The sequence below is a fragment of the Lactobacillus sp. M0393 genome, from assembly GCF_016102025.1.
Lineage (GTDB): Bacteria > Bacillota > Bacilli > Lactobacillales > Lactobacillaceae > Lactobacillus > Lactobacillus melliventris.
In genome coordinates this window covers 1-24,793 of sequence record NZ_JACFPK010000003.1, presented here as the reverse complement: position 1 = coordinate 24,793, position 24,793 = coordinate 1, and the positions used below count along the sequence as shown (strand labels likewise).

Genomic DNA, 24,793 nt, shown 5'->3' with positions numbered 1-24,793 from the left:
CATTAATCTAGTATTCGGGGCTTGAATGTCACCAACTAAAGTTGAATAATAATAAAGGAAGTAACTTTTTCAGACAACTTTTGGTAAAATAATAAGTTGTTAACAATTTTAATACGGAGGAAATTATGTCTTATAAAGACAATATGATGTTGTTTGCCCTTAATTCAAACGTTCCGCTGGCCCAAAAAATTGCGGAACGTGTGGGGGTGCCCCTAAGTAAATCTAGCGTTCAACGCTTTAGTGATGGCGAAATTCAAATTAATATTGATGAATCTGTCCGGGGCAAAGATGTATATTTAATTCAGTCAACCAGTGTGCCGGTTAATGATAACTTAATGGAGTTGCTAATCATGATTGACGCTGTGCGCCGTGCCAGTGCACAGACGATTAATATTGTAATTCCTTACTATGGTTATGCTCGTCAAGATCGTAAAACAAGACCCCGTGAGCCAATCACTGCTAAACTAGTAGCTGATATGTTGCAAGAAGCTGGTGCAACTAGAGTTTTGTCACTTGATCTTCACGCCCCACAAATTCAAGGATTCTTTGATATCCCAGTTGACAATTTAATGGGTGCACCTTTACTTGCTGATTACTTTTTAAGAAATAATTTGCAAAAAGATGCCGTGGTAGTTTCACCTGACCATGGTGGTGTAACTCGTGCCCGCAAGTTAGCCGAGTTTTTAAAGACACCAATTGCAATTGTCGATAAACGACGTCCACGAGCCAATGTTTCAGAAGTAATGAATATTATTGGTAACGTTAAAGGTAAACGCGCTATCATTATTGATGACATGATTGATACTGCAGGAACTATCACGCTTGCTGCTCAGGCTTTAATAGATGCTGGAGCTACCGAAGTTTATGCCAGTGCTACACATGCGGTTTTATCAGGACCCGCTATTCAAAGGTTAAACGATTCTCCGATTAAAAATTTGGTGCTAACTGACTCTATTAATCAACCTGTAGAAAAGAAACTGGAAAAAACTCTTCTAGTTTCGGTTGGCCCGCTTATTGGGGATGCAATTAAATGTATTCAAAAACACGAGCCTCTTAGTCCATTGTTTAACACCCGCTATGAAAAAGATAAACATTAATAGGTTAAAAAAGATAGAAGATCTGCTTGAAATAAGGCAGATCTTTTAGTTTGAAAGAATTACCACTTAGTTTACTTTATTAACCTCTTAGTAAAATTCTATTGATTTTGAAATAAAATTAAAGTTTAATAAAAACATACTTAAAATGAAAGGATCAAAGGGTTATGTCACTGAAAGAACTTTTGAAAACCAATATTCCCCGTAGTGTGTTTATTCTATTCGTTTTCTTAGGTTATGCCATTTGTGGAACACTAGGAACATATCTTTTTAAATATGCAATTAATGATTTAACAAAGGGGCATTGGGACAGATTTGTGTTTTGGCTGGTTGTTGATTTTGTCATATCAATCTTTTCCGTTTTGCTTTTACCAGTAGGAACATTTTTATTTAATAAACAAATTCAAGAATGCTTGCATAATATTCGTGCAGAACTCATGCGCCATTATTATCAGTCAAATACTTATAAAGTTTCAAATATTCAAAACCAGTTGAACAACAATCTCAAAATTTTAACTGATGATTACGCCACTCCCTGGATACAGGTCTGGACTAATTTGTTAAGTATAATTATGGCAATAGGTACATTGCTTACACTTCACTGGTCATTAATTTTATTCGTTGCCATAGCAGCTGTCATTGTGCTGACATTACCAAAAGTAATGACTAAAAAGTTATCGAGCTCAACAGCTGAAGCGTCAAAGAAAAATGCCGAATTTTTAAATACAATTGAAAATTGGTTTTCTGGTTTGAGTGAATTGCGTCGTTATAGTGCAGGCGCTCGCTTGGACAGAGCACTTGGTCAAGATAGCAGAAAACTGGCAGCAGCCAATGTTAATAGAAGAAAAATCCAAGGAATTTCTATTAGTATTAATGGCTTAGGTAATGCTATTGGTCAAATTGGTGCAAGCTTATGGAGTGGGCTGCTATTTTTTGCACATATTATCACCTTAGGTGATTGGTTTATAGCGGGCAGCTTCGCTTCGACAATTTTTAATGGTCTCTGGTCAGTTATTAGCGCAATGACGCAGATGAGATCTACCAAAAAGTTGCGTCAGGAAATAGCTAATTTGACAAATGATATACCTGAAAAGAAGCCTGGAACAGTTGTTTATGGCGTTGAATGTCATAATTTGAAGGTACAATATCAAAATGGTGAAAGTATATCCTATCCTGATTTTACTATTAATAAAGGCGATAAAGTCTTACTTTCAGGTGACTCAGGTACAGGTAAATCGACTTTATTCAAAGTTTTATTGGGGCAACTTAAACCCGAAACAGGTGAGGTCTACTTTACTACTAAAGATGGAACTAAAATATCACCACAACAAGCACAACTTGGTTACGTAGCGCAGGATGCAACGCTTTTTCCTGATACTATTGCTAATAATATTACAATGTTTAACCGCAAATTGACTGGCAAACTAAAAGAAGTTACACAAAGAGTTCAGTTAGTGCCGGATTTAGCCAAGTTTCCAAAACAAATTAATACAACAGTTGATTTAGATCAAGGCAATTTATCAGGTGGGCAAAGACAAAAAGTGGTTTTAGCCAGGGCTGAAATTCATGAAGAACCATTTCTGTTACTTGATGAGGCAACTAGCGCCATTGACAGTAAAACTACCAATGAAATTATTGGTAACTTGCTCGATACTGATAAAACAGTTTTGATGATTGCACATAACTTTAGTCCTGAACTAAAAGGTATGTTTGATTATCAGATCCATTTAAAATCAAACAAAAAGCTGGGTAGTAAAAATGACAATTAAAGAATTTTACAAGACCAATCCTTTGCGTTTTATTGTTTTACTATTAATCAATATTAGTTTCTATGCTCTGCTAATTATTGGCACAGTTTTCAGTATTATAGAAACTACGGCAATTCAACAGGGCAATTTTAAAATCTTTTTAATTACTATTTTATGTAGTTTTGTATGTGTAATGGCAGATTATTTAATGCAAGGTCTGACAAACTACCTTTTGTCTTGTCAGGAAGAACAATATAATATCGCCATCAGAGCGAAAACTGTTAATCACTTTTATGAAGATCAAAAAGATCACACAGTGGCACAAGTTCAAAATCGGCTAACAAATGATGTAGTCCAAAGTCAGCAAAATTATATTACTCCTTTTTTTAGTTTAATTGGCGGAGTAGTCATCATAGTTTCTGCTGTTATATTATTGATTTCATTGCATTGGAGTTTGCTTGTTACTATTGTAATAATGGTGGTAATTTCTTTACTTTTACCCAAGCTGTTAGAGAAACCCTTGCAAAAGTCAATGCTTCGAATTTCTCAAAGTAACCAAAAATATCTCGATTGTCTGGAAAAATGGCTAAATGGACTTGCAGAAATACAGCGTTATTTTAGTGGGGCAAAACTATTTAGGGTAACAGGTAGCGCAGCTAAAGAATTAGAAGATGCCAATGTTAAGCAAAATGGTGTCATGCAATTATTAACTGTTATCAACGGCTTAGTGTCTGTGGTTTTCTCACTGATTTTATTTTTATTAGCCGGATATTTGTTTCAGCAAAAATTAGTAGTGTTTGGCGTCATTACCGCAGTAGGTAATTGCTTAAGCTACTTGAAACAAGGAATTCAGTTTATAGTAACTTCTTATGGGCAAATGAAAGGTTCGGGCGCTCTGAACAAGAAAATTGCTCAAACGGCCGTGCCAGTAACAACAAAGGAAATAAAAGAAGTGGCGCCACCTGCTGCAATTAGTACGCATGATCTGAGCCTAAAATTTCCTAACGGTGAGAGTTTGCTCTTTCCTGATGTTAATGTGAAACCCGGTGAAAAAATACTATTAACCGGTGATTCTGGAGCCGGTAAATCAACATTATTTAAGCTGATTTTAGGTCAAATTAAACCGAGTTCTGGTCAAATCACTTTTAAAAACAAAAATGGTAATATAGTTAACCCCGACATGAGTAAAATTGGTTATATTCCGCAAGATCCGGTACTTTTTCCAGTAAGCATTGCCGATAACATGACAATGTTTGCCGATAAACTAAAAAGTGCTCTACCTCAGCTGGTAGAGAAGGTGCAACTAGCAGGTGATATTGCTAAATTTGATGAAGGCTTAAACCAAAAAATTAATTTAAATAAATTGAATATTTCAGGTGGTCAAAGACAGAAAATTGTTCTGGTGCGGGCATTAGTTCACCAAAGTGAAATTATTTTAATCGATGAGGGAACTAGTGCTATTGACCAGCAAGCAACAATGCAAATCTTACGGGAAGTTACAGCAACACCAGCCACAGTGATTTTTATTGCTCATAGTTTTAATACACAAATGAAGCAACTCTTTGATAGGGAAATTCACCTAGTTAAACAAACAAGATAAAAATGTGATTTACAACTCAAATTGTATTTTCACATTAAAAAATTAACCCAGATAATAAAAATAAACTAAAAGAAAGGAGAAAAAACCACTATGACAATCAAAGACTTGTACAGACAAAACCCTTTACGCTTCATGATACTAATTTTGATTACCGTTTTAGAGTGGACTTTACCAATTGTAACCACACAATTAATTATGCTTTTAACCACAGCAATTCAGCAACAGAAATTTCAACAGTTTTTAATTATAAATGTCATTTCATTTATGCCTTTCCTATTTCAATATTTAATACAAGGACTGCATGCGTTCTTTCTATCAAAACAACAAGAGGAATTTAATTTTCATATCAGAAAAAGATCTGTATCTCACTTTTATGCGGATCAAAAAGAGCATTCTGTTGCCCAGATTCAAAATCGATTAACAAATGACCTGAATCAGAGCCAAGAAAATTATTTTGCACCATTTTTTGGCCTAATTGGTGGTGTTATTAATTTAGTATCTGTAGTTGTTCTGCTTATTTCATTACACTGGAGTTTACTTCTCACAATTATTTTGATGGTGGCTATTTCGTTAGTGTTACCAAAATTATTAGAAAAGCCACTACAAAATTCAATGACCAAGATATCAAAGAGTAATAATCAATATCTCGATTGCTTAGAAAAGTGGCTTAATGGCCTTGAAGAACTACAACGTTATTTTGCCGGAGGAAAACTATTTAAAGTAACTAATGATGCAGCTAAAGAGCTAGAAGATGCTTATGTCAAGCAAAATGGGGTTACGCAATTACTAAGTATAATTAATGGATTGGTATCAGTTTCTTTTTCATTAATTTTATTCTTACTAACGGGTTATTTGTTCCAAGCTAAAATAGTAGCATTTGGTGCAATTACTGGAGTAGGCAATTGTAATTTCTACTTAAGGCAAAGTATTCAAATCATAGTTAGTCGCTATGGACAAATAAAGGGAACCGAATCTTTAAACAAAGAAATTGCTAAAACAGCTGCACCGATAGAAAAAGTAGAGACCAAAAAGGTAGCAACGCCTGCTGCAATTAGTACGCATGATCTGAGCCTAAAATTTCCTAACGGTGAGAGTTTGCTCTTTCCTGATGTTAATGTGAAACCCGGTGAAAAAATACTATTAACTGGTGATTCTGGAGCCGGTAAATCAACATTATTTAAGCTGATTTTAGGTCAAATTAAACCGAGTTCTGGTCAAATCACTTTTAAAAATAAAGACGGAGTCATGGTTACACCCGATATGAGTAAAATTGGTTATATTCCGCAGGATCCAGTACTTTTCCCCGTCAGCATTGCTGATAATATGACAATGTTTGCCGATAAACTAAAAAGTGCTCTACCTCAGCTGGTAGAGAAGGTGCAACTAGCAGGTGATATTGCTAAATTTGATGAAGGCTTAAACCAAAAAATTAATTTAAATAAATTGAATATTTCAGGTGGTCAAAGACAGAAAATTGTGCTGGTACGAGCTTTAGTTCATCAGAGTGAAATTATTTTAATCGATGAAGGGACTAGTGCCATTGATCAAGAAGCAACAATGCAAATATTGCGCGAGGTTACTTCAACTCCTGCTACGGTAATCTTCATTGCACACAACTTTAGTGATAAGATGAAAAAAATGTTTGACAGGGAAATTCACTTAGTTAAAAATGTTAAAGCTAAAAGTAAAAATTAAGAGAAGAAATTAATAAGTAGAAGACTAATTCAAAGCTAGTTTTGGATTAGTTTTTTTCTACCAAAATAATTGAAAGCGATTTAAAAAAAGTGTTGATTTATTTTTAAAAACTGGTACACTTAAAAGTGAAATCGGACTTATTAAATATCCAATTTTGTTTATCTTATTTTTTTACTTGGGAGGTAAAAAATGGAAACAGAAAAAGTAGAACTAATTAATTTTAACCCAGATGCCTATCTAAAAGACGGCGAAATGGTCTATTCCAAGAGGTCAGAAATTGAAGAGTTGGCTGATAAGCTAACCCAAGAAGGATATAAAAATATCTATCTGATGGGAATAGGCGGAACTGAGTTTGAATTGTACCAGTTTGCATATGCAGCCAATAGAATGTCAGATTTACCTGTTAAAGTGATTAATGCTGCGGACTTAAATGCAGTTCATCCACGTGATTTGACTAAAGATACAATTGTTATTACTGCAAGTGACAGTGGTAATACCCCAGAGATTATTGAAGCTGCACAGTGGTTGATAAAAGATAATATTAGACTAATTGCGTTTACTAAAAAGAGCGGTGAATTAGGTGGAATGGCACCAACTGTAATTGAAGTAAATGGCTCAACCGGTTCTGGACAAAACTACTATATGGCAGAAGCTATGTTAGTTTACAGCTTGCTTTATAAACATGGTGATTTTCCAGACTACCCTCAGTTTGCTGATCAACTGAAAAATGTCTTTAAGGATTTGCTGGACATCAGAAAGAAATTCGAACCAAAGGCTGATGAGATTGCTCATAAATGTTACAAGGCTCCTTACACTATTTTCACCGGTTCAGGAGCTTTGTGGGGTGAAACTGAATTATTCGCTGAGTGTCTGCTTGAAGAAATGCAATGGGTAAGAACACGCCCAATTACTAGTGCTAAATTCTTCCATGGTACTCTGGAACTGGTTGAAAAAGGTGTACCAGTTTTCATTGTCGAAGGTGAAGACGAATTTAGAAAGCAAGACGTTCGCGTACAACGTTTCTGTGAGAAGATTGGCGCCGAGCATTACGTAATTGATACAAAAGAATATAGTTTAAGTGTTGATGATAAGTTTAGACATTTGGTTATTCCATGGATTGTTAACTCTCTATTAACAGACAGATTAACAAATCACTACCAAGTTTATACAAAGCATAATAAAAACTACAGAAGATATTATCGTCAATTCGAATATTAGTATGATAAAAAGACGGGATACTTGTGTATCCCGCTTTTTATTCAAATTTTTAGTTTGGAAGTGAATATGATGGAAATGCTTGATTATGTTAAAGCGTCACCACAAAAAGTTAAAGAAAACATTAATGATAAAGAAAGTTTAGTTACACCATTAGTAAAACTTTTTTGTGATCAAAATTTTGTAAGCGTTATCATAGTTGCGTCTGGATCATCTATGAATGCTGCAAAAATGGCACAACCATATATGGTTAAACGTTTAGGATGTCCTGTATCGGTAATAACCCCTGAATTGTTTGAACTGATAGAACCAATTAATTTTAACAAAACATTCGTATTCTTTATATCTCAAAGTGGGGCTTCTACCAATATTCTGCATGCGATGAATTACATGAAAAAGTTAAGCCACCAAACTATTTTATTGACAGGTAATGTTCATAGTCAGGCTGCTGGTAATGCTGATTACGTAATTGATTACGGTGTAGGCGTAGAAACAGTTGGTTATGTGACTATTGGTTTGTCTACCTTAATTCTTTATTTAGCACTTTTTGCAAATGAAGTTGCCTCTAAGCAAGATCGTGAACATAACTCTAATGATGAATTTATCCAATTAGCCGATGTTATGTCTAGCACAATAGACAAGGGAGTCGATTTTGTCAATGAACATTTTCTGGAGCTTGCTGAAATGGGTCCAACGTTTATTTGCGGTAATAATATGAACCTGGGTGTTGCTAGAGAAGCTGCTCTTAAATTCCAAGAAACTTTGAAAATTCCTACGATGCATTATGAAGTTGAAGAATTTATGCATGGACCAGATATTCAGTTAAGTCCAAAATACACGGTGTTTTTAATTGATAATCTGCAACATAGCTCACGAATTTCTAGTATTTATGAAAAACTAGCTGTAGTAACTTCAAGAAGATACTTGATCACGTTTGGCAGTGAACCAAAAGAGCAAAATGTTATTAATATTACCAAGCCGGTGATTAAAGATTTATGTTCTATGGCTGTAATACCATTTTTCCAAGTTATTGTTGCCTCTATGATGCCCGCACTGAGTACGGAAAAATCTCATCCATTGGCAGATAAATTTATGAACGCAATTACTACTAAAAATTATAGTCAAAATAACAAGGAGTAAAAATGGTTCAAGTATTGATATGTACGCATGAAGAGATGGCTGTTGGCGTGAAAAAGACAGCGGAATTCATTATGGGTCCGCAAAAAAATTTACATGCTATAGCAGCTTATACTGATGAACATTTAGATTATCAAAAAATGATTGCTGAGTTTTTAGCAAAACATTCTTCTGAGCCTGTTGTTGTGCTAACAGATATCCTTGGTGGTAGCGTTAATACAACATTAGGGAAAATGTTAGATCAATACCAGAATCTGCATATCATCTCGGGAGTTAATTTACCAATGATAGTGCAACTATTATTGTCAAATGAAAAAACCTTGGATGAAACAATCCAAAAGACAATTGCAGAAGCAAAAAATGGGATTCAGTATGTAAATCAAACACTCACTAAACAAACGAGTAGTTTAAGTGATGATTTCTAAGGGGATGTTTTAAATGATTAAAATGATCAGAGTTGATTACCGTCTATTGCATGGCCAAGTCGCTGTGTCATGGACAGGAACTCTTGGGGCTGATGCACTTTTGCTAGTTAGTGACACCTTGAAAAATGATAAGTTAAGATTACAAATGCTTGCTTTGGCTAAGCCCAGTGGTGTCAAGGTAGTAGTAAAGGACACACAAGGTGCAATTGATGTCATCAAGAGTGGCAAAACCGATCGCTACAGTCTATTCATTATTTGTGAAACTGTTGAAATAGCGGCTAAGTTAGCTCGTGAATTTAAGATTAAATCGGTTAATTTGGGCAACATCTCATTTGGTGACGGCAAACAAAAGATTAGCAAGAGTATTTATATTAATGAAGACGAAAAACGAACAATTAAAGAATTAATTGATGAAGGGGTTGATGTCTTTATCCAAATGGTACCTACAGAAAATAAGATTGAGGCCAAAAACGTAATTTAGAGCGGTAAAGGAGATGTTCTAAATGTTTTTAAAAACGCTATTAGTTTTTATTGTAGCTTTAATTGGCTATAGTGATGCATTTACTGGTACGAGTTTAATTCAGCGTCCATTAGTTATGGGGATGTTAACAGGACTTGTATTGGGCGATTTAAAAGACGGTATTATTATGGGTGGTGCCATGGAACTGGCCATGGTAGGTTCAGTTTCCATTGGTGCTTATGTTCCGCCTGACATGGTTTCTGGAACTATTTTAGGAACTGCTTTGGCAATTCAAGCTCATGCAAATACAGCTGCAGCTTTAACATTAGGTATTCCAATTGCTACTATTGTTTTAGCTTTAAACACCGCTATTGGTCAACCCATAAAGTTGATCTTTGTTCACAGAATTGATAAAAACGCCCAGGATGCTGATACTAAAGCAATTGCTCGTAATATGATCCTTGGCGGTTATGCGGGTAGCTTACCGGGCTTAGTTATCGTACCAACAGCATTTTACTTTGGTCAACATGCGGTTACTACTTTACTCAGCAATATGCCTAAATTTATCTCGACGGGGATGACTATTGCTTCAGGATTACTGCCAGCATTAGGATTTGCCATGTTAGCACAAATGATAATGAACAAGAAAGTTGCTGTGTTCTTTTTCATTGGTTTCTTCATGGTTGCTTACGGCAACTTGTCAACAACAGGTGTAGCTTTATTTGCTGCTTTAATCATCATTGTAATGTACATCTTTGTTGAAAGAAAAGATGATAAGAAAGGTCAAGATACAGCTACTGAACCCGCCACAGGACAAACAACAGAAGAACAAGGAGATGGTTTCGATGAGTTTTAAAATACAGCCTGAATATAAAGGCAAAATAACTAAAAAGGATCTACAAAAAGTATTTTGGCGCAGTATTCCAACAGAACATTTGTGGAACTACGAAAGAATGATGAATGTTGGCTATACTTTTGCCATGATTCCAGTTTTAAAGAAACTTTATCCTAAAAAAGAAGATTTAGCGGCTGCATTAACCCGAAACCTTGAAGTTTATAACGTAACTCCTTACATCATTACTCTACCAGAAGGCATTGGAGCTGCTATGGAAGAGCAAAATGCCAGTGATCCAGATTTTGATACGCAATCAATTTCGGCTGTGAAACTCGCTATGATGGGTCCTTTATCAGGAGTTGGTGATGCTTTCTTCTGGGGAACTTTAAGAATACTAGCTACTGGTGTTGGTACTTCCTTAGCAATGCAGGGAAATATATTGGGACCTTTACTTTTCTTGATAATTTTTGATGTACCACATTTTATAATCAGATATGTCATGACTTTTTTAGGATATGGTCTTGGTTCAAACGTGATTGATAAACTAAAGAAGTCCGGTATTATGGATAAGGTTATGGAATATGCTTCAATCATGGGGATCATGGTTGTTGGTGGCATGACGATGAGCATGTCAAAAATTAACTTTATTACAAAAATAGGTTCCGGTAAGGGCGCCCAGACGATCCAAGGACTACTTGATGGTATCGCCCCGGGACTAGGTGTCTTAGCACTATTTGGTGTGATGTACTGGATGCTTAAGAAGAAAATGAATCCATTGTTAATTATGTTGATTGTCTTAATAGTAAGTGTAGCTGGTGCATACTTCCATATTTTAGGTGTTTAGCTTTATATTTAATTTAAGAGTCAACAAAAAGAAATGAGATTTAAACTCATTTCTTTTATTTTGTCTTGATGAATAGAGAAGACAGAATGAGGTGAAAAAATGTTAAAAAAAAGACAGTCTATTTCTTTAAAGTGGCTACTTCTTGGTGTTTTAATTACTAATACCGCAATGAGTTTTATTTGGCCTTTAAACACAATTTATATCCATGAAACATTACATAAAAGCTTGGTAATTGCAGCATCTGTCCTATTTTTAAATCAGCTTGCTACTATGTTAGGTAGTTTGATAGGTGGAAAATTGTTTGATAGTTGGAGTCCCTACTACTCTATTTTACTGGGAATAGTTTTAAATATATTTGCTTTAGGCGGACTTATCTTTTTTCATGCTTGGCCGGCCTATGCTTTATTGCTCATTTTGTCTGGTCTTGCAAACGGTATTTCTGTAACTTGTGAAAATTCCTTGGCGACTAGAGTCGGAAATCATCGTTCCAGCTATGTATTTAACCTCTTATACTTTGCGTCAAACTTTGGTTTAGTTTTTGGAACGCTCACAGTCGGATATATTATGCCTTTGGGAATTGGCTACGTATTTGCCATTGCAACAATAATTCAAATACTATTTTTAGTGGTAGCTGTTATTAATTATAATATTCAGTTTGACCAAACAATGGGCGACAGAAAGCAAGCAATAAAAAAGGGAAAATTAACACCCAAGATTTTAGGCGCTCTTGTCATGGTTTTAATTTGCTGGCTCATTTATGAACAATGGCAGAGCAATCTTTCAACTTTTATGGTAGAAAAAGGCTTTAAAGTTAAAAGTTACAGCTTTCTCTGGACATTTAATGCAATTCTGATCGTCCTATTTCAACCTGTTGTTACTCATTTTGATGAATTATTGTTAAAACATATTAGAGGACGATTAAATATAGGTATTTTATTATTGCTGGCATCATTTGCACTTTTATTATTACCTTTTAAAGACAATTACGGCCTCTATGTGACATCAATGTGTTTACTCACACTAGGAGAGATATTGCTTTTTCCAGGGGTTGCCAGCTTTGTAGACATTGAATCACCCAAAAATTTAACTGGTTATTATCAGGGCAGAGTTCAAATGTTTAGCGCTTTAGGCAAAGCAATAGGTCCCTTATTCGGAGCATTAATTATTGACAATACCAATTATGAATTTCTTTTCCTCATTTGCGTTCTTATGGCTTTTTTATCATTGCTTATTTTTACATTACCCGTTATTTCAGCTTCAAAAAATTCTAAATTTATTCACTGAGTCTCAAGTGGTAATGAATTTTCCCTTCTTTTGCTTTAACATAGCTTTCTGTATATTCTATAATGTTTTGATCTTGGTCAATACTTGAGTAACAAGATTTAAAGACAAAGGTATTGGTACTGATCTGTAATAATTTTGCTTCTTCTGTCATTAAGGTCTCAAGTTGCTGATAAGTTTGGTAGTCTTTTAAGTTATGGCCCATACTGTTCATGTAATCATATAAACCAATATTATTAAAGTTGATTTGATAAAAGTTAGGAAAGTATTTACCCGGAACATAAGAATTTTCTAACGCAAAAGGTATTCCACTATGTAACTTTAAACGTTGAACGCCATAAACAGGTTCATTTTCGTTAAGAGCTAATTTTTGCCGTAAAAATTTTGAATCAATATTAGTAAAAAATTTAATTTGTTTGTTGGAAATACTAATTCCGCTTGAAGATAAAGAATCTGTCATGGAGCCGGAACTTTCAAAAGAAATATTGAATCTTTGGTCTAAGCCACTTACAACAAAAGTCCCTTTTCCTAACTTTCTTACTAATAATCCTTGCTCAACCAATAAGTTAACGGCACGTTTTGTGGTGGTTCTGCTTATTTTGTAGTGTTCTGCCAGTTCACGCTCACTAGGTATTTTTTGCCCCGGTAAATACTCTTGAGCTTTAATTTTCTCGTATAAAAGGTGTTCAATTTGTTCGTATAAAGGAGCTTTATAAGATATTTTATTCATTAAATGTACCAAGTTTTTCACTAATTACAGAGGAAGGCGAAATACTAATACTATGCCTTGAATCACTGTATTGTTCTATAAATAAACATGTTTGATTAGCTGAGTTTGTAAATATTGCGTCTACAGACAACAAAGGTGATTGCACTTTGACATGAAGAGCTTTAGCAATTAGCTTATCAGCAAAACAGAAGTTTAAAGTAACATCTGCATCTTGCGCCGTTTGCAGTTTTTCCTTAATTTTATTGAAGATCATTTCTTCACTACTCATTGAAAAACCGTTGTCAATTGGCAAAAAGATTCTATAAACTACATAACCGTTTGATTCTTTTTCAACAGATCTGAGAGTTATTAGTAGAATTTTTGTTCCCAATAACACCTTTAATTTTTCAGAAAGCTCTTTGTCGGTGTCGATGAATTTATGTCTCAGTATTTCATATTTGGTGTCATGTTGAGAAATATTAAGGTAATCAAGTTTATTTGAAAAAGAATTAATCAAATTTAAAAGAGGTTCATGTTTACGGTAGTTAACAAAGTAACCTGCTGCCGGTTTGCGAGAGATCAACCCTTGCTTTTCCAGTCTTTTTAAAGCCATTCTGGCAGTTCCGCGAGACACTGAATAATTTTTGGCTGTAGTACGTTCAGTCAATTTTTGTTCATATTTAATGAAGCCTTGTTCAATTTGGTATTGAATATCTTTAGCTATCAATTCTTCTTTCTTTATAGCCGACAAGATAGCCACTCCTTAGATAGATTAATTCGGAATTAATGGAAAACATTTAGTTATATTTAAAGTAATTTTATCAAATTTATTTTGATATAGATGTGATGTGTTGATAAATTATCAAAAAAATCACTTCTTTATAATGCAAAATTTATTATATCATGATTGAAAAAAGTATTGTGTTAATAAGTTAGACAGTGAACAACTTGTGTATTGTTAAAAAAGCCTTATTTCGTTTTAAAAAGCGAGATAAGGTTTTTAAATGTTCGAGCCATTAAATCTATATGTATATAAGTCAGGGTTATAGTATGAAACAAATACTCCTAGAGGTACCCGCTTACCAGATATGGAGATTGTATCAACGTTAGCTAAAGTTTTTAAAAGAAAGTCAACACTCAAATGTAATAAGCTTTGTTGCTCTTTTGTGGCTCTAACTGCGTTAATTTCTGCGTAATTTTCAATTAATGGTAACTTACATTTTTTTAAATATTGGTATAAAGACTTGTTCAAAAGAGCCAAATCAATATTTTGCATTACGTCAAAATTTAAATATTCTTCATTAATAGCTATAGGCTGATTATTACCTGTTCTAAGTCTTTTTAAATAATGAAATTTTCACCTTTTTGTTAAATTGGAAGAATAATTTATGAATATTTTTTATTTCTTAGGCTTTCTGATATATCTTAACGCACCATTTTTAACGTAACGTTGGAATTTTTGGTATAGGGGATCAAAAATTTGGGGTTCATCACTATTTGACATCATTATTTTTGGAAAAAAGAAACGTTCATCGCCTTGAAGTGTGCCATTTAATGATCTTACAAGTGGACTTAATTGTGACAATTCAATCAATTGTCCGTCATCCTGCATGATTTCAATTTGACTGTTGGCATTTTTGCCTGATGGCTTATAGGCATCGTATGGCTCGTCAAAAGCCGAATTGGTATCTGTATAATAGTTTGGATCAAAACCTGCTTGTTTAATCAAATCTTTCAATTTAGGTAGTAAATTTTTAGTTTCCTGATCAATACAAATACTGGCTAAGGGTTGTCTAAAAAGATAACGTTTGGTTAGATCCGCCAAAATTGGGTCACTCACTTTAGTCCACATTGAAAAATTAGTTTCCATTACGCCATCATCTAGCTTCAAATAATCATTAAGCGTCCAGTCGTTGGCTAAAAATTTGGCTAAACTTGGTGTTACAGACAAATTACCCTGCTGGTAAATAATTTTTGCTCTTTCAAGTAAATGTTGTAAAATTACTTCCATTGAACGACCAACTCTATGAAAGTAAACTTGTTGATACATTTGATAACGGGAAACAATATAATCTTCAACAGCATGCATACCAGCCATTGTGAAGCAGATTCCCTCATTGTAGGGACGAATTTCCTGTAAAATTCTTGATAAATCGAATTTACCGTAGGTTACACCAGTAAAATAAGCGTCACGTTGCAAATAGTCCATTCTGTCAGCATCTGCCTGACTGGATATCATTTTTACCACCTGTGGATTAGGATAAGTTTTGGCAATAACGCTAGCTACAAGAGCTGGAAAATTGGGTGAAACAGATCTCAAAACCTGATTGATTTCGGTATTTGGATCAGTGATAATTTTTTGACCGATTTTTTCGTGATTTGTACCAAAAAGATGCTCGAAGGTATGTGAATAGGGGCCGTGACCAATATCATGCAGTAGTCCCGCACATTCAACAAGGAGTCTGTTGTTATCGTCCCAGAGACCATCACCTGAGCGTTGAGAAGGATATTTTTTGGCAAAAATATTACAAATTCTGCGTGTCAGTTCATAGACACCTAAATTGTGTTCAAAGCGTGTATGAGTTGCACCAGGAAAAACATATGAGATTGGCCCGAGTTGCTTTATTCTCCGCATACGCTGAAATTCTTTGGTTTTTAAAATATCAAGTATTACCTGATCTTCAATATGGATGTATTCATGAACCGGATCTCTTAAAACTACTTCTTTTTTAAGTTTTTGGCTGTAGAAATTTGGCATATAGAATCCTCGAAAATTACTAGATTAGTCTTTAAAGGTTATTTGATACCTAAATTATAACAAACTTAAGCCTTTTAGTTTAATACAGTTGCCGTTAATATTATTTTTATTAAAATTAAATAATGAGTTTTGCCAGTTGTGGCAAAACTGTTCATAATTGTAAAGGCACTAATATTATTAAATAGATGGGAGATCATATGAACTATATAGGCAACAAATTAAAAGCCTTACGTCAGGAATTAGGCTTAACTCAAACAGAAATGGCAGCTGGTGTAATTTCCGTTTCCTTTTATTCAAAGGTCGAGCGAGGCTTAAATGACATCGGTGTAAATGATTTTCTGGAAATTTTGAAAAATCATGACGTTACTCCTGTAGATTTTTTTGGTAATTATAAAAAGAATAAAAAAAACAGAAAAAAAGTAACAGTTTTAATGAATGAACTTGTAAAAGCGGCTAATGAAGACAATGACAATAAAATAAATAGCTTGATTGAAGATTTTGAAACAATAAGTCCTAAAACTCCATTCGTTAGCTCATTAATATTGCAGGCTAAAATTATTTTAAATACACATAATAGTAATGCGCTGAATAAACTTACTGATATTGAAAAAAAGAAAATAAAACAAATTGTTTTTCAAAAAGACACTGATGAAAACGATTATTTACGTTTAGTGCTTATAGCCAATGTTATACAAGTTTATAAAATTGATGATGCTTTTTTCCTAATTAAAAGTATTATAAGACGTTATAAAAATGTTGATAATTTGAGTAAAAAAATAGTAATTGCCTTAAGCTCATTAATGATTAACTATATTGATTGGTGTATAAGAAAAGAGAGATCTAGTTTTTGTTATATAGCTATAAGTTATATTAGAAGCTTGCCAAATTATGTTGAGATTAGTTTTTCAAAAATTTTATGCGAATATTATGAGGATATTTTAGAAAAGAATGATGAAAAAGCCAAAAACGTATTGAGTATTTTAGTCGCTGCCGGATATGGTGAAAATGTAAAAAGGATGGCAAAAAGTGATTTTCAAATATGACAATACAATTGTTTATTTTTTTAGTAGCGATAACATAAAGGTATGTATTTATTAATCTAAATTAAAAGGAGAGAATATAATGGATTTGTTAAGAAATGTAATCATTATAATTACTGATTTATAATAAATAAAATTAAATTTTTAAAACATATTGTAATTCTTTTGTTTTAAGTTAATTGGTTAAATAATTATAGGAGTTAAAGCTGTTATTTGTAATTGTCATTAAGTTGACCGTTTTAATAATAAGCATTTAGCTCTTTTTATTTTATTCACATTTCTTAAGTTATTCTAATATTTTAGATTTAGTTTTTTAAAACTGCTGTTTCCTATGAGTACATGATTTCCAAACCTAAAAGAGTTTCAAAAGTTTATTAACTTTCGGAGCCTTTTTATTTATTAAAATTTTTTACAAAAAAATAATTTATTATTAAAAATTAATGGTAAAATGAAACAAAAGTAGTTTTTAATTTTAAGATGATGTTCCTAAGGTAGAGTTTTATGAAAAATTTGTTTAAATACGTTAAACAAGAACCGGCAAAAGTAACTTTGGTAGTAATTCTCCAACTGATTTGCTCAGCTTTTCGGGTTCTTAATTCATTAATTAATGTTTTCATTTTAAATAGCTTAATTAAACTTGATTTTCAAGCATTTTTTAAATACATTTTGCTCAATATCTTATTGTTTTTGGTAATGACTGTATTCTTAATTAGTGAACAAGTATTGAGCGTAAAAACGGTGCAGTTTCTTAGCTTAAGGTTACGTCAGGATATTATTGAACACATAGAAGATTATTCGGTTTCCAGGTTTGAAAAACATGATACTGGAGTTTACACATCATGGCTAACTAATGACATGAATTTAGTTGAAGAAAATGGTTTTACAAATTTATTCTCAATGGTACAAATTTTTGGTGATTCCATCTTTTCTCTAATTGCATTGATAAAATTTAATTGGACTTTTCTGCCTCTGGTAGCCATTTTGACCCTTTTTACTTTGGGATTACCTCAGCTTGTGCGAAAGAAAGTCGCCACCAGCAACTTCACTACTAGTAAGGAAAATGAAAAAGTGGTTAATGTAATTAATGATTGTTTGCAAGGGTTTGCTACTTATAATATTTTTACTGCAGAACAGCAAATAGAAAAGCGTATTACCGATGCTATAAAAAAATTAATTGGGGCGAAAGTACGACAAGCAAAGTATAGCTCATATAATGGCAGTATAGCTGGGGCCAGCAATGTTATCAGTCAAGTAGCTATTCAAGCTTGGACAGGTTTTCTGATTTTAGAAAAGCAGGTAACTATTGGGGTAATTAATTCATCTACTTCGCTTGCCTTTAATGTTTTTAATTCATTAGCGGTTATTGCACCGATATTGACTGAATTGCAGGCACTCAATCCAATTTTTAGCAAATACCAATTAGACAAGCCACTTAAGTCTCATACTCAAGGCGGTAGTAAAATTGCTGACATTAATATTACAGCTAAAAATTTACAAATTGCTTATCATCCAGGTAAGCCAGTATTTAAAAAGCCACTCAACTTTACCATTCATGATGGTCAAAAAATTGCTGTTGATGGAGAATCAGGTAGTGGTAAGAGTACGCTATTAAAAATTTTAGCTGGTAGGTTGACCGACTATACAGGTGATCTTCAAATAGACCAAACCGAGATTAAAAATATGGATAATAGTACATTACGGTCTAACATTGTTTACATTGATCAAACAGCATATCTTTTCAATGCTACAGTGCGCTATAATCTGGAACTTGGCCAGCATTTTACTGATGAAGAAATAAAATCTGCATTGGAAAAGGCTGATCTATGGGATTTTGTCAGCACTTTGCCGCAAAAATTAGATACCCCAGTTGGCGAAGGTGGCGCTAGTTTATCTGGTGGGCAAAAGCAACGTTTGGCTTTAGCTCGAGGATTATTACGTAACCGTAAGTTGTTCTTATTGGATGAATCGACTAGCAGCTTAGATAAAGCAGGAGCTATCAAAGTTGAAAATGACTTTTTAAATCAACCTAAGATTACTGTTGTATTTGTTAGTCACCAATTACATGAAGAAAATAAAGATAAGTTTGACCAAATCATAACTGTTTAACTTATTAAAAGTAACTCTTTTGTAAATCTAACATAAAACGACTCGGAACTCTTTTTTTTGAAATTTTTTACGAAAAATGATTTATTATTAAAAAAAAATGATAGAATGAAAAAAGAAGTTTTTAATTTTAAATTTTCGTTCCATGTAAAACAAGCGGTTATTTATTTTAAGCGCCTAATATAAAACGATATTAACAAGCTAAGCTTTAGAGGAAAAATCATGTTAGAAAAAAGACCGTACTTACTTTCCCGATTAGTCAGTGGTTTAGGCAACTCACTTTTTGGTATGGTTTTTATTTGGTGGATCCAAACACAATCTAAGAGTTCATCTGTTGTTGGTATTACCAATGCCATTTTCACAATAACTGCAGCCCTTTCTATTTTTTATGGGCCATTCATTGACAATCATTCTTTCAAGAAAACCAGTATTTATTCAATGGTGATCCAAGTAGTCCTACTTTTTATGTTAACAGCTGCAATGATTTACTTTAGTAAATATTACGCTTTTGCCATTATTATTGCCGGACTTCTGTCCATTTGTGATGAGTTTTTTGGTCCCGCTGATCGGGCTATTTTAAAAGAATCTGTGTTAGACGAAAGCGAAATGACCAGTATCATTTCCCAGATTAATATTGTTGATCAGCTGGTCAATGTTGGTGGTACTGCACTTTCTGGCGCATTACTGGCCTTTTTGTCAAGTGGAGATATTATTTTAGCTTGTTCATGCTTAAGCTTGCTCGGACTTTTATTACTAATTAGAGCTCTAAGAAATATTCCTGTTCACAATGTAGTTAAAGAAAAAGAGAATAAAGATGAAGGCTTAACAAAATATTGGCAAAAAATTCTCAACGGTTACCGCTACATAAAGGGAAACAGCTTTTTGTTTCACTATCTTTGGTCCAGCGTACTATATTCATTTGCAGAACCTGCACTGATCTTGATTTTGCCTCGGATAGCTGCAAAGGCAGGACAACCGGCACTTTATAGCACTTTTTACATTTGTATACTGGTAGGAATAATTCTTGGTGCTGTCATCGGTGGCAAAATGAAAGCCAAAATTAAAACAATTGGTTGGGCTTGGATTATTAGCGCTATCCCTATCATTATTATGCTCTTTTTCCTAAAGAATATGGTTATGCTTTGTATCCTGCTTTTCCTGTTTGGCCCTGCAACCAGCATTCATAATGTCCTTGAAGAATCTATTATTCAAACTTCGACCTCTGATAATTACTTAGGACGAGTTTTGACAACTATCAGGACGTTTGCCAATATTGGTGGACCAATTTCGTCAGTTGTTGCCGGAGTAATTCTTGATCATCTTGGTGAAAAATTTATTGTTGTTATTAGTACAAGCCTAATTATAATTGGTGGTATTAATATTTTGCTGTCAGAACCTAAAAAAACTAATTAGTGGTGTTAAAAAATAATTTGTTTTATAATAATTTCTGCTAAAATTAAGAAGGATGTTAAATTATATTAGCTAATCGTGATGGTTGGCTTTTTTATTACAAAGAATCAGATAGATGACTAAAGTAAAAATTGATTTTACTAGTAGAATAACTCAAGGAAAAGAAAGCGAAACTTTTACTAAAAAATGCCAAGGAGAACTAATTGAATCAGGTGAAACTACCAGAGTTTCATACTTGGAAGATGACCAGGTACCGGTTAAAATACTGATTAGAGAAAATAATGTGATTATTAGGCGTGGCAGTGACCAGAATAATTACTCGCAGTTACATTTTATAGTTGGCGAACGTAAAGATTGTCGCTATGTGGCACAAGGCTATCAAATGGATCTGCAAAGTACAACTGAATTTATTAAATTTTTTTCTAAAAATAATAATTCCCGTGAACTTCAGATTGAATATAACCTTTACAGTGGTCTATACTTAATAGGTAATTATACCGTCACATTGATTTTTACATGAACGCCTAGTAAAATAAAAAAGACTGTTTAAAAGAGAGGAATACAATTGTGGGATTAAACGACTTTAAAGACAAAAATCGCAATGAATTATCAATGATTGAAGTTGCTCGCGCAATTTTAGAAGATAACAATAAGAGAATGGCTTTTGCAGATATTGTTAACGCTGTGCAAAAGTACTTAGGTGTGAGCGATGAAGAAATAAGGGAACGTTTGCCCCAATTCTATACTGACATGAACACCGATGGTGAATTTATTTCAATGGGTGAAAATGTGTGGGCTCTTCGTTCATGGTTCCCATATGAATCTGTAGATGAAGAGGTTAATCACCCTGAAGATGAGGATGAAGAAGATACTCGGACTCACCATAAGAAAGTTAATGCCTTTTTGGCAAGTGCTACTGGCAGCGATGATATTATTGATTACGACAATGATGATCCAGAAGATGAAGACTTGGATGCCACTGCTGATGATGAGCCTGATGACTTTGATGATGACGATGATTATGTCAATACTGATGATGACGATGACGAAGACTTACCAGATGGTATTGAAGGTCAGTTATCAGAATTAAACGATGATGACGACGAAGATGACAATGAATAATTTTCTTGACTTTGCGTCCTAAAATAGATAGTATTTTATTTGGGCACGTTATGTGCGTTTAAGCTCCCGTTAGGGAGCTTTTTTATTTTTTGATTATTCTTATTTTTTGCAAAGGAGTTTGGGCTAATGACAAAATATATCTTCGTTACTGGCGGTGTTGTTTCTTCACTGGGTAAGGGAATTACCGCTTCTAGCTTAGGTCGATTATTAAAAAACCGCGGTTTAAAGGTGACAATGCAAAAGTTTGATCCCTACATTAACATTGACCCCGGAACTATGAATCCTTATCAACACGGGGAAGTGTTTGTCACTGATGATGGTACTGAGGCGGACCTTGATTTAGGACACTATGAAAGAATTGTTGACGTACGTACCAGCAAATATTCCAATGTTACTACCGGTAAAATTTATAAAGAAGTACTGGAAAAAGAGCGGCGTGGGGACTATCACGGTGCTACTGTTCAGGTCATTCCCCATATTACAGACATGATTAAGCAAAAAATTATGCGTGCTGGTCTGACCACTGATTCAGACGTTGTTATTTCAGAAATTGGCGGTACTGTTGGCGATATTGAATCTACTCCTTTTATGGAAGCTATCAGACAGATGCGCCGTGAAGTAGGTGAAGAAAATGTAATGTACATTCATTGTACGTTAGTACCTTATTTACATGCGGCACAAGAAATGAAAACTAAGCCTACCCAACACTCTGTCGCTGAATTGCGCAGTATTGGTATTCAGCCTAATATGCTGGTGTTACGTGCTGAAATGCCAATTGATCAGGAGCATAAGGATAAAATTTCCAATTTCACTGATGTGCCAGTTGATCGTATTATTGAATCAATTAATGCACCATCACTTTTTGACTTGCCATTAGCTTTTCAAAAGCAGGGGATGGATCAAAAGGTCTGTGATTTTCTCCATATCAAGAGTCCTAAGGATGAAGCAGATATGGCTGAATGGCAAAGGCTTGATGAACGGGTTAAAAATTTACAACATACTACTACAATTACTCTTGTTGGTAAGTATGTTGAACTTGAGGATGCCTACATTTCTGTTACTGATGCGCTAAAACATGCTGGTTACGCCTACAATACTGATGTCAAAATTAATAAGGTGCAGGCAGAAGATGTGACTGAAGATAATATTGCTGACTTTATGGAAGGTTCCGATGGTTTAATCGTTCCTGGTGGCTTTGGTTCACGTGGTTTTGAGGGAATGATTACAGCAATTAAGTATGCCCGTGAAAATGATATTCCGTTTTTAGGAGTTTGCCTGGGGATGCAAATGGCGACTGTCGAATTTGCGCGTGACGTTTTAGGATATAAGGATGCTAATACCACCGAAGCAGATCCTAAGACTAAGCATAATGTAATTGACATTATGGCTGATAAGCGTGACGAAGAAAATATTGGCGGAACCTTGCGTTTAGGTCTTTACCCAGCAACCTTGAAGAAGGGAACAAAGACAGCTGCTGCGTATGATAATCAAGATGTCATTCAGGAGCGTCACCGTCACCGTTACGAGTTCAATAATGAATATCGTGAAGCATTTGAAAAAGCAGGAATGACTTTTGCTGGAGTATCACCAGATAACCACTTAGTTGAAATTATTGAATTAACTAAGAACAAATTCTTCATTGCTGCACAATATCACCCTGAATTTTTGAGTAGACCGCAAAGGCCGGAAGGATTGTATAAAGCATTTATTGGTGCTGCATGTGGTCTTCCTGAAGAAAAGCTTTAATTGGCAAAGTTGAATAATACAAAAACCAGATTTTTGGGTGAGGGAAGGCAAAGGTCTTCTCTTGTTTTTTCTGTTAAATTCCTATAACATTATTATGACTAAACGAAATAGAAAAGGATTTTTTCGCCAATGAAGCAAATGATAATTCATGGTGGAAAGCCCCTGCAGGGTGATGTCTGGATTGGTGGTGCCAAAAATTCGACGGTCGCATTAATTCCAGCATCTATATTGTCGCGTACACCAGTAACTTTGGAAGGTGTTCCAAAGATTGCAGATGTTGACAACTTAATGGATCTGCTCAGTGAAATGGATGTTGTGAGTGATTTTCACAATACAACATTGCGTATCAATCCAGAACACATTAAGATGAGCCCATTGCCAAGTGGTAAAATCAAGAGTTTGCGTGCATCTTATTATTTTATGGGTGCCCTTCTTGGTCGTTTTGGTAAGGCTGTTGTGGGCTTCCCTGGTGGAGATGATATTGGTCCCCGCCCCATAGATCAACATATTAAGGGATTTGAAGCCTTAGGCGCATGTGTAAAAAATGAGAATGATCAAATAAAAATTACTTCCCCTGCAGAAGGGCTCCATGGTGCTACTATTCATTTAGCAATGCCTTCTGTAGGCGCAACAATGAATATAATTATGGCATCAGTAACCGCTAAGGGACAAACTATTATTGATAATGCTGCTAAAGAACCTGAAATAATTGACTTGGCTACGTTTTTAAATAATATGGGCGCAGTTATCAGGGGTGCCGGAACGGATTCGATTAGGATTGAAGGAGTTAAGCAGCTGCAAGCTAAAACGCCACATACTATAATTCCTGATCGAATTGAAGCAGGCACTTATATTTCTCTTGCCGGTTGCATTGGCAATGGTATCTGTATTCATAATATTATTGAGGAGCACCTTGATTCCTATTTAGCCAAGGTAGAAGAAATGGGTGTAGTCATTGATGCAACAGAAGATTCCCTTTATGTTTATCCTGCTGGCGATTTAAAAATGACACAAATTCGCACGTCTTCTTATCCAGGATTTGCGACAGATTTGCAGCAGCCGGTGACTCCGCTTCTGCTTTCTGCCAAGTCCGGTGAAGGCGTGATTATTGACCAGATCTATCCTAAAAGAATCGGTCACATTGAGCAGTTGCGTAAAATGGGTGCGGACATTAAAGTGGAAGATAATATTATTTTGATTCATCCAACTGCTAAACTTCATGGTACGAAAGTTTCAGCTGGTGAAATTCGTGCAGGAGCCTGCTTAATGATAGCTGGTTTGATGGCAGATGGCGAGACTGTAATTGACAATGCTGATAATATTCTCCGTGGTTATGATCGCGTGCAAGAAAAACTCCGGCTACTTGGTGCGGATGTAAAAATCCAGGATGCACCTAATGAATAATTTAATAGTAACTGAATAATAATTGAGTGGTGTCTGGGAAAAAACTAGTTCCCAGACCACGAAAAAAGAACGATGATTTCCTGGCTCTTTGTCAAATCCTGTTGATAGAGCTTAAATGAATAGAATCAAGCAGCTAAAAAACTGCTTGGTTCTTTTTCTTTTACCTT

21 protein-coding genes and 1 pseudogene are annotated in these 24,793 nt (G+C 34.5%); 18 read left to right on the top strand and 4 right to left on the bottom strand.

Features of this window, described 5'->3' with window-relative positions; genetic code table 11:
• Nucleotides 1-125 precede the first annotated feature (125 nt).
• The 11 genes from H3R29_RS02770 (at nucleotide 126) to H3R29_RS02720 (ending at nucleotide 12,337) form a co-directional block, all read left to right on the top strand.
• Nucleotides 126-1,097, top strand: a complete 972-nt coding sequence (locus tag H3R29_RS02770; RefSeq protein WP_046325435.1) for a ribose-phosphate diphosphokinase — start codon at nucleotides 126-128, stop codon at nucleotides 1,095-1,097.
• Nucleotides 1,098-1,261: 164 nt separating this feature from the next.
• Nucleotides 1,262-2,863 carry an ABC transporter ATP-binding protein gene (locus tag H3R29_RS02765; protein ID WP_198202528.1) on the top strand — a complete coding sequence of 534 codons (1,602 nt, stop codon included), beginning with the start codon at nucleotides 1,262-1,264 and terminating at the stop codon, nucleotides 2,861-2,863.
• Nucleotides 2,853-4,442 carry an ABC transporter ATP-binding protein gene (locus H3R29_RS02760; RefSeq protein ID WP_198202527.1) on the top strand — a complete coding sequence of 530 codons (1,590 nt, stop codon included), beginning with the start codon at nucleotides 2,853-2,855 and terminating at the stop codon, nucleotides 4,440-4,442. The genes H3R29_RS02765 and H3R29_RS02760 overlap by 11 nt, the downstream gene beginning before the upstream one ends.
• Before the next feature lie 90 nt (nucleotides 4,443-4,532).
• Nucleotides 4,533-6,137: an ABC transporter ATP-binding protein gene (locus tag H3R29_RS02755; protein ID WP_198202526.1), complete on the top strand. Its 1,605-nt coding sequence runs from the start codon at nucleotides 4,533-4,535 to the stop codon at nucleotides 6,135-6,137.
• A gap of 189 nt (nucleotides 6,138-6,326) precedes the next feature.
• Complete coding sequence (locus tag H3R29_RS02750) at nucleotides 6,327-7,355, top strand: SIS domain-containing protein (protein WP_198202525.1); 1,029 nt, start codon at nucleotides 6,327-6,329, stop codon at nucleotides 7,353-7,355.
• A 66-nt stretch (nucleotides 7,356-7,421) separates the two neighbouring features.
• Entirely contained in the window at nucleotides 7,422-8,492 is a 1,071-nt protein-coding gene (locus H3R29_RS02745; RefSeq protein ID WP_198202524.1) for an SIS domain-containing protein, read from the top strand.
• Between the two features lie 2 nt (nucleotides 8,493-8,494).
• Entirely contained in the window at nucleotides 8,495-8,914 is a 420-nt protein-coding gene (locus tag H3R29_RS02740; RefSeq protein ID WP_046325429.1) for a PTS sugar transporter subunit IIA, read from the top strand.
• A 13-nt stretch (nucleotides 8,915-8,927) separates the two neighbouring features.
• Complete coding sequence (locus H3R29_RS02735; RefSeq protein ID WP_110446492.1) at nucleotides 8,928-9,395, top strand: PTS sugar transporter subunit IIB; 468 nt, start codon at nucleotides 8,928-8,930, stop codon at nucleotides 9,393-9,395.
• Between the two features lie 22 nt (nucleotides 9,396-9,417).
• Complete coding sequence (locus H3R29_RS02730; RefSeq protein WP_198202523.1) at nucleotides 9,418-10,230, top strand: PTS sugar transporter subunit IIC; 813 nt, start codon at nucleotides 9,418-9,420, stop codon at nucleotides 10,228-10,230.
• On the top strand, nucleotides 10,220-11,053 hold the full coding sequence (locus H3R29_RS02725) for a PTS system mannose/fructose/sorbose family transporter subunit IID (RefSeq protein WP_198202522.1): 834 nt from the start codon (nucleotides 10,220-10,222) through the stop codon (nucleotides 11,051-11,053). Before H3R29_RS02730 ends, H3R29_RS02725 begins: the two co-directional genes overlap by 11 nt.
• A gap of 99 nt (nucleotides 11,054-11,152) precedes the next feature.
• On the top strand, nucleotides 11,153-12,337 hold the full coding sequence (locus H3R29_RS02720; RefSeq protein ID WP_198202521.1) for an MFS transporter: 1,185 nt from the start codon (nucleotides 11,153-11,155) through the stop codon (nucleotides 12,335-12,337).
• On the opposite strand, the gene H3R29_RS02715 is transcribed toward H3R29_RS02720, so the two are convergent.
• From H3R29_RS02715 to H3R29_RS02700, 4 genes and pseudogenes are all read right to left on the bottom strand, one after another.
• The gene (locus H3R29_RS02715; protein WP_198202520.1) at nucleotides 12,327-13,064 is read right to left on the bottom strand and encodes a GntR family transcriptional regulator; all 738 of its coding nucleotides are present in this window, start codon (nucleotides 13,062-13,064) and stop codon (nucleotides 12,327-12,329) included. The two genes, H3R29_RS02720 and H3R29_RS02715, sit on opposite strands and share 11 nt — an antisense overlap.
• Nucleotides 13,057-13,794: a GntR family transcriptional regulator gene (locus H3R29_RS02710; protein ID WP_198202519.1), complete on the bottom strand. Its 738-nt coding sequence runs from the start codon at nucleotides 13,792-13,794 to the stop codon at nucleotides 13,057-13,059. The genes H3R29_RS02715 and H3R29_RS02710 overlap by 8 nt, the downstream gene beginning before the upstream one ends.
• Before the next feature lie 249 nt (nucleotides 13,795-14,043).
• A pseudogene (locus H3R29_RS09215) lies at nucleotides 14,044-14,382 on the bottom strand (UTRA domain-containing protein); the annotation flags it as partial.
• Between the two features lie 60 nt (nucleotides 14,383-14,442).
• Complete coding sequence (locus tag H3R29_RS02700) at nucleotides 14,443-15,801, bottom strand: HD domain-containing protein (RefSeq protein ID WP_198202518.1); 1,359 nt, start codon at nucleotides 15,799-15,801, stop codon at nucleotides 14,443-14,445.
• Between the two features lie 197 nt (nucleotides 15,802-15,998).
• Here H3R29_RS02700 and H3R29_RS02695 point away from each other — a divergent pair, with 197 nt between their 5' ends.
• The 7 genes from H3R29_RS02695 to H3R29_RS02665 all read left to right on the top strand — a co-directional run bounded on the left by H3R29_RS02695 (nucleotide 15,999) and on the right by H3R29_RS02665 (nucleotide 24,626).
• Complete coding sequence (locus H3R29_RS02695; RefSeq protein ID WP_198202517.1) at nucleotides 15,999-16,844, top strand: helix-turn-helix domain-containing protein; 846 nt, start codon at nucleotides 15,999-16,001, stop codon at nucleotides 16,842-16,844.
• 498 nt (nucleotides 16,845-17,342) lie between these two features.
• On the top strand, nucleotides 17,343-18,947 hold the full coding sequence (locus H3R29_RS02690) for an ABC transporter ATP-binding protein (protein ID WP_198202516.1): 1,605 nt from the start codon (nucleotides 17,343-17,345) through the stop codon (nucleotides 18,945-18,947).
• A 219-nt stretch (nucleotides 18,948-19,166) separates the two neighbouring features.
• The gene (locus tag H3R29_RS02685; RefSeq protein ID WP_198202515.1) at nucleotides 19,167-20,357 is read left to right on the top strand and encodes an MFS transporter; all 1,191 of its coding nucleotides are present in this window, start codon (nucleotides 19,167-19,169) and stop codon (nucleotides 20,355-20,357) included.
• Between the two features lie 112 nt (nucleotides 20,358-20,469).
• A complete protein-coding gene (locus H3R29_RS02680) occupies nucleotides 20,470-20,874 on the top strand; it encodes a DUF1934 domain-containing protein (protein ID WP_122026406.1) in 405 nt (134 codons plus the stop codon).
• 47 nt (nucleotides 20,875-20,921) lie between these two features.
• The gene (rpoE, locus tag H3R29_RS02675; RefSeq protein ID WP_046325417.1) at nucleotides 20,922-21,476 is read left to right on the top strand and encodes a DNA-directed RNA polymerase subunit delta; all 555 of its coding nucleotides are present in this window, start codon (nucleotides 20,922-20,924) and stop codon (nucleotides 21,474-21,476) included.
• Between the two features lie 126 nt (nucleotides 21,477-21,602).
• Nucleotides 21,603-23,222, top strand: coding sequence for a CTP synthase (locus H3R29_RS02670; RefSeq protein WP_046325416.1), 1,620 nt, complete (start codon nucleotides 21,603-21,605; stop codon nucleotides 23,220-23,222).
• Nucleotides 23,223-23,351: 129 nt separating this feature from the next.
• Entirely contained in the window at nucleotides 23,352-24,626 is a 1,275-nt protein-coding gene (locus H3R29_RS02665; RefSeq protein ID WP_198202514.1) for a UDP-N-acetylglucosamine 1-carboxyvinyltransferase, read from the top strand.
• Nucleotides 24,627-24,793: the final 167 nt, after the last annotated feature.

Excerpts from the sequence above, each read along its gene's own strand:
- H3R29_RS02770 (WP_046325435.1), top strand. The coding sequence starts at position 126 with ATGTCTTATAAAGACAATATGATGTTGTTTGCCCTTAATTCAAACGTT.
- H3R29_RS02765 (WP_198202528.1), top strand. The coding sequence starts at position 1,262 with ATGTCACTGAAAGAACTTTTGAAAACCAATATTCCCCGTAGTGTGTTT.
- H3R29_RS02760 (WP_198202527.1), top strand. The coding sequence starts at position 2,853 with ATGACAATTAAAGAATTTTACAAGACCAATCCTTTGCGTTTTATTGTT.
- H3R29_RS02755 (WP_198202526.1), top strand. The coding sequence starts at position 4,533 with ATGACAATCAAAGACTTGTACAGACAAAACCCTTTACGCTTCATGATA.
- H3R29_RS02750 (WP_198202525.1), top strand. The coding sequence starts at position 6,327 with ATGGAAACAGAAAAAGTAGAACTAATTAATTTTAACCCAGATGCCTAT.
- H3R29_RS02745 (WP_198202524.1), top strand. The coding sequence starts at position 7,422 with ATGATGGAAATGCTTGATTATGTTAAAGCGTCACCACAAAAAGTTAAA.
- H3R29_RS02740 (WP_046325429.1), top strand. The coding sequence starts at position 8,495 with ATGGTTCAAGTATTGATATGTACGCATGAAGAGATGGCTGTTGGCGTG.
- H3R29_RS02735 (WP_110446492.1), top strand. The coding sequence starts at position 8,928 with ATGATTAAAATGATCAGAGTTGATTACCGTCTATTGCATGGCCAAGTC.
- H3R29_RS02730 (WP_198202523.1), top strand. The coding sequence starts at position 9,418 with ATGTTTTTAAAAACGCTATTAGTTTTTATTGTAGCTTTAATTGGCTAT.
- H3R29_RS02725 (WP_198202522.1), top strand. The coding sequence starts at position 10,220 with ATGAGTTTTAAAATACAGCCTGAATATAAAGGCAAAATAACTAAAAAG.
- H3R29_RS02720 (WP_198202521.1), top strand. The coding sequence starts at position 11,153 with ATGTTAAAAAAAAGACAGTCTATTTCTTTAAAGTGGCTACTTCTTGGT.
- H3R29_RS02715 (WP_198202520.1), bottom strand. The coding sequence starts at position 13,064 with ATGAATAAAATATCTTATAAAGCTCCTTTATACGAACAAATTGAACAC.
- H3R29_RS02700 (WP_198202518.1), bottom strand. The coding sequence starts at position 15,801 with ATGCCAAATTTCTACAGCCAAAAACTTAAAAAAGAAGTAGTTTTAAGA.
- H3R29_RS02695 (WP_198202517.1), top strand. The coding sequence starts at position 15,999 with ATGAACTATATAGGCAACAAATTAAAAGCCTTACGTCAGGAATTAGGC.
- H3R29_RS02690 (WP_198202516.1), top strand. The coding sequence starts at position 17,343 with ATGAAAAATTTGTTTAAATACGTTAAACAAGAACCGGCAAAAGTAACT.
- H3R29_RS02685 (WP_198202515.1), top strand. The coding sequence starts at position 19,167 with ATGTTAGAAAAAAGACCGTACTTACTTTCCCGATTAGTCAGTGGTTTA.
- H3R29_RS02680 (WP_122026406.1), top strand. The coding sequence starts at position 20,470 with ATGACTAAAGTAAAAATTGATTTTACTAGTAGAATAACTCAAGGAAAA.
- H3R29_RS02670 (WP_046325416.1), top strand. The coding sequence starts at position 21,603 with ATGACAAAATATATCTTCGTTACTGGCGGTGTTGTTTCTTCACTGGGT.
- H3R29_RS02665 (WP_198202514.1), top strand. The coding sequence starts at position 23,352 with ATGAAGCAAATGATAATTCATGGTGGAAAGCCCCTGCAGGGTGATGTC.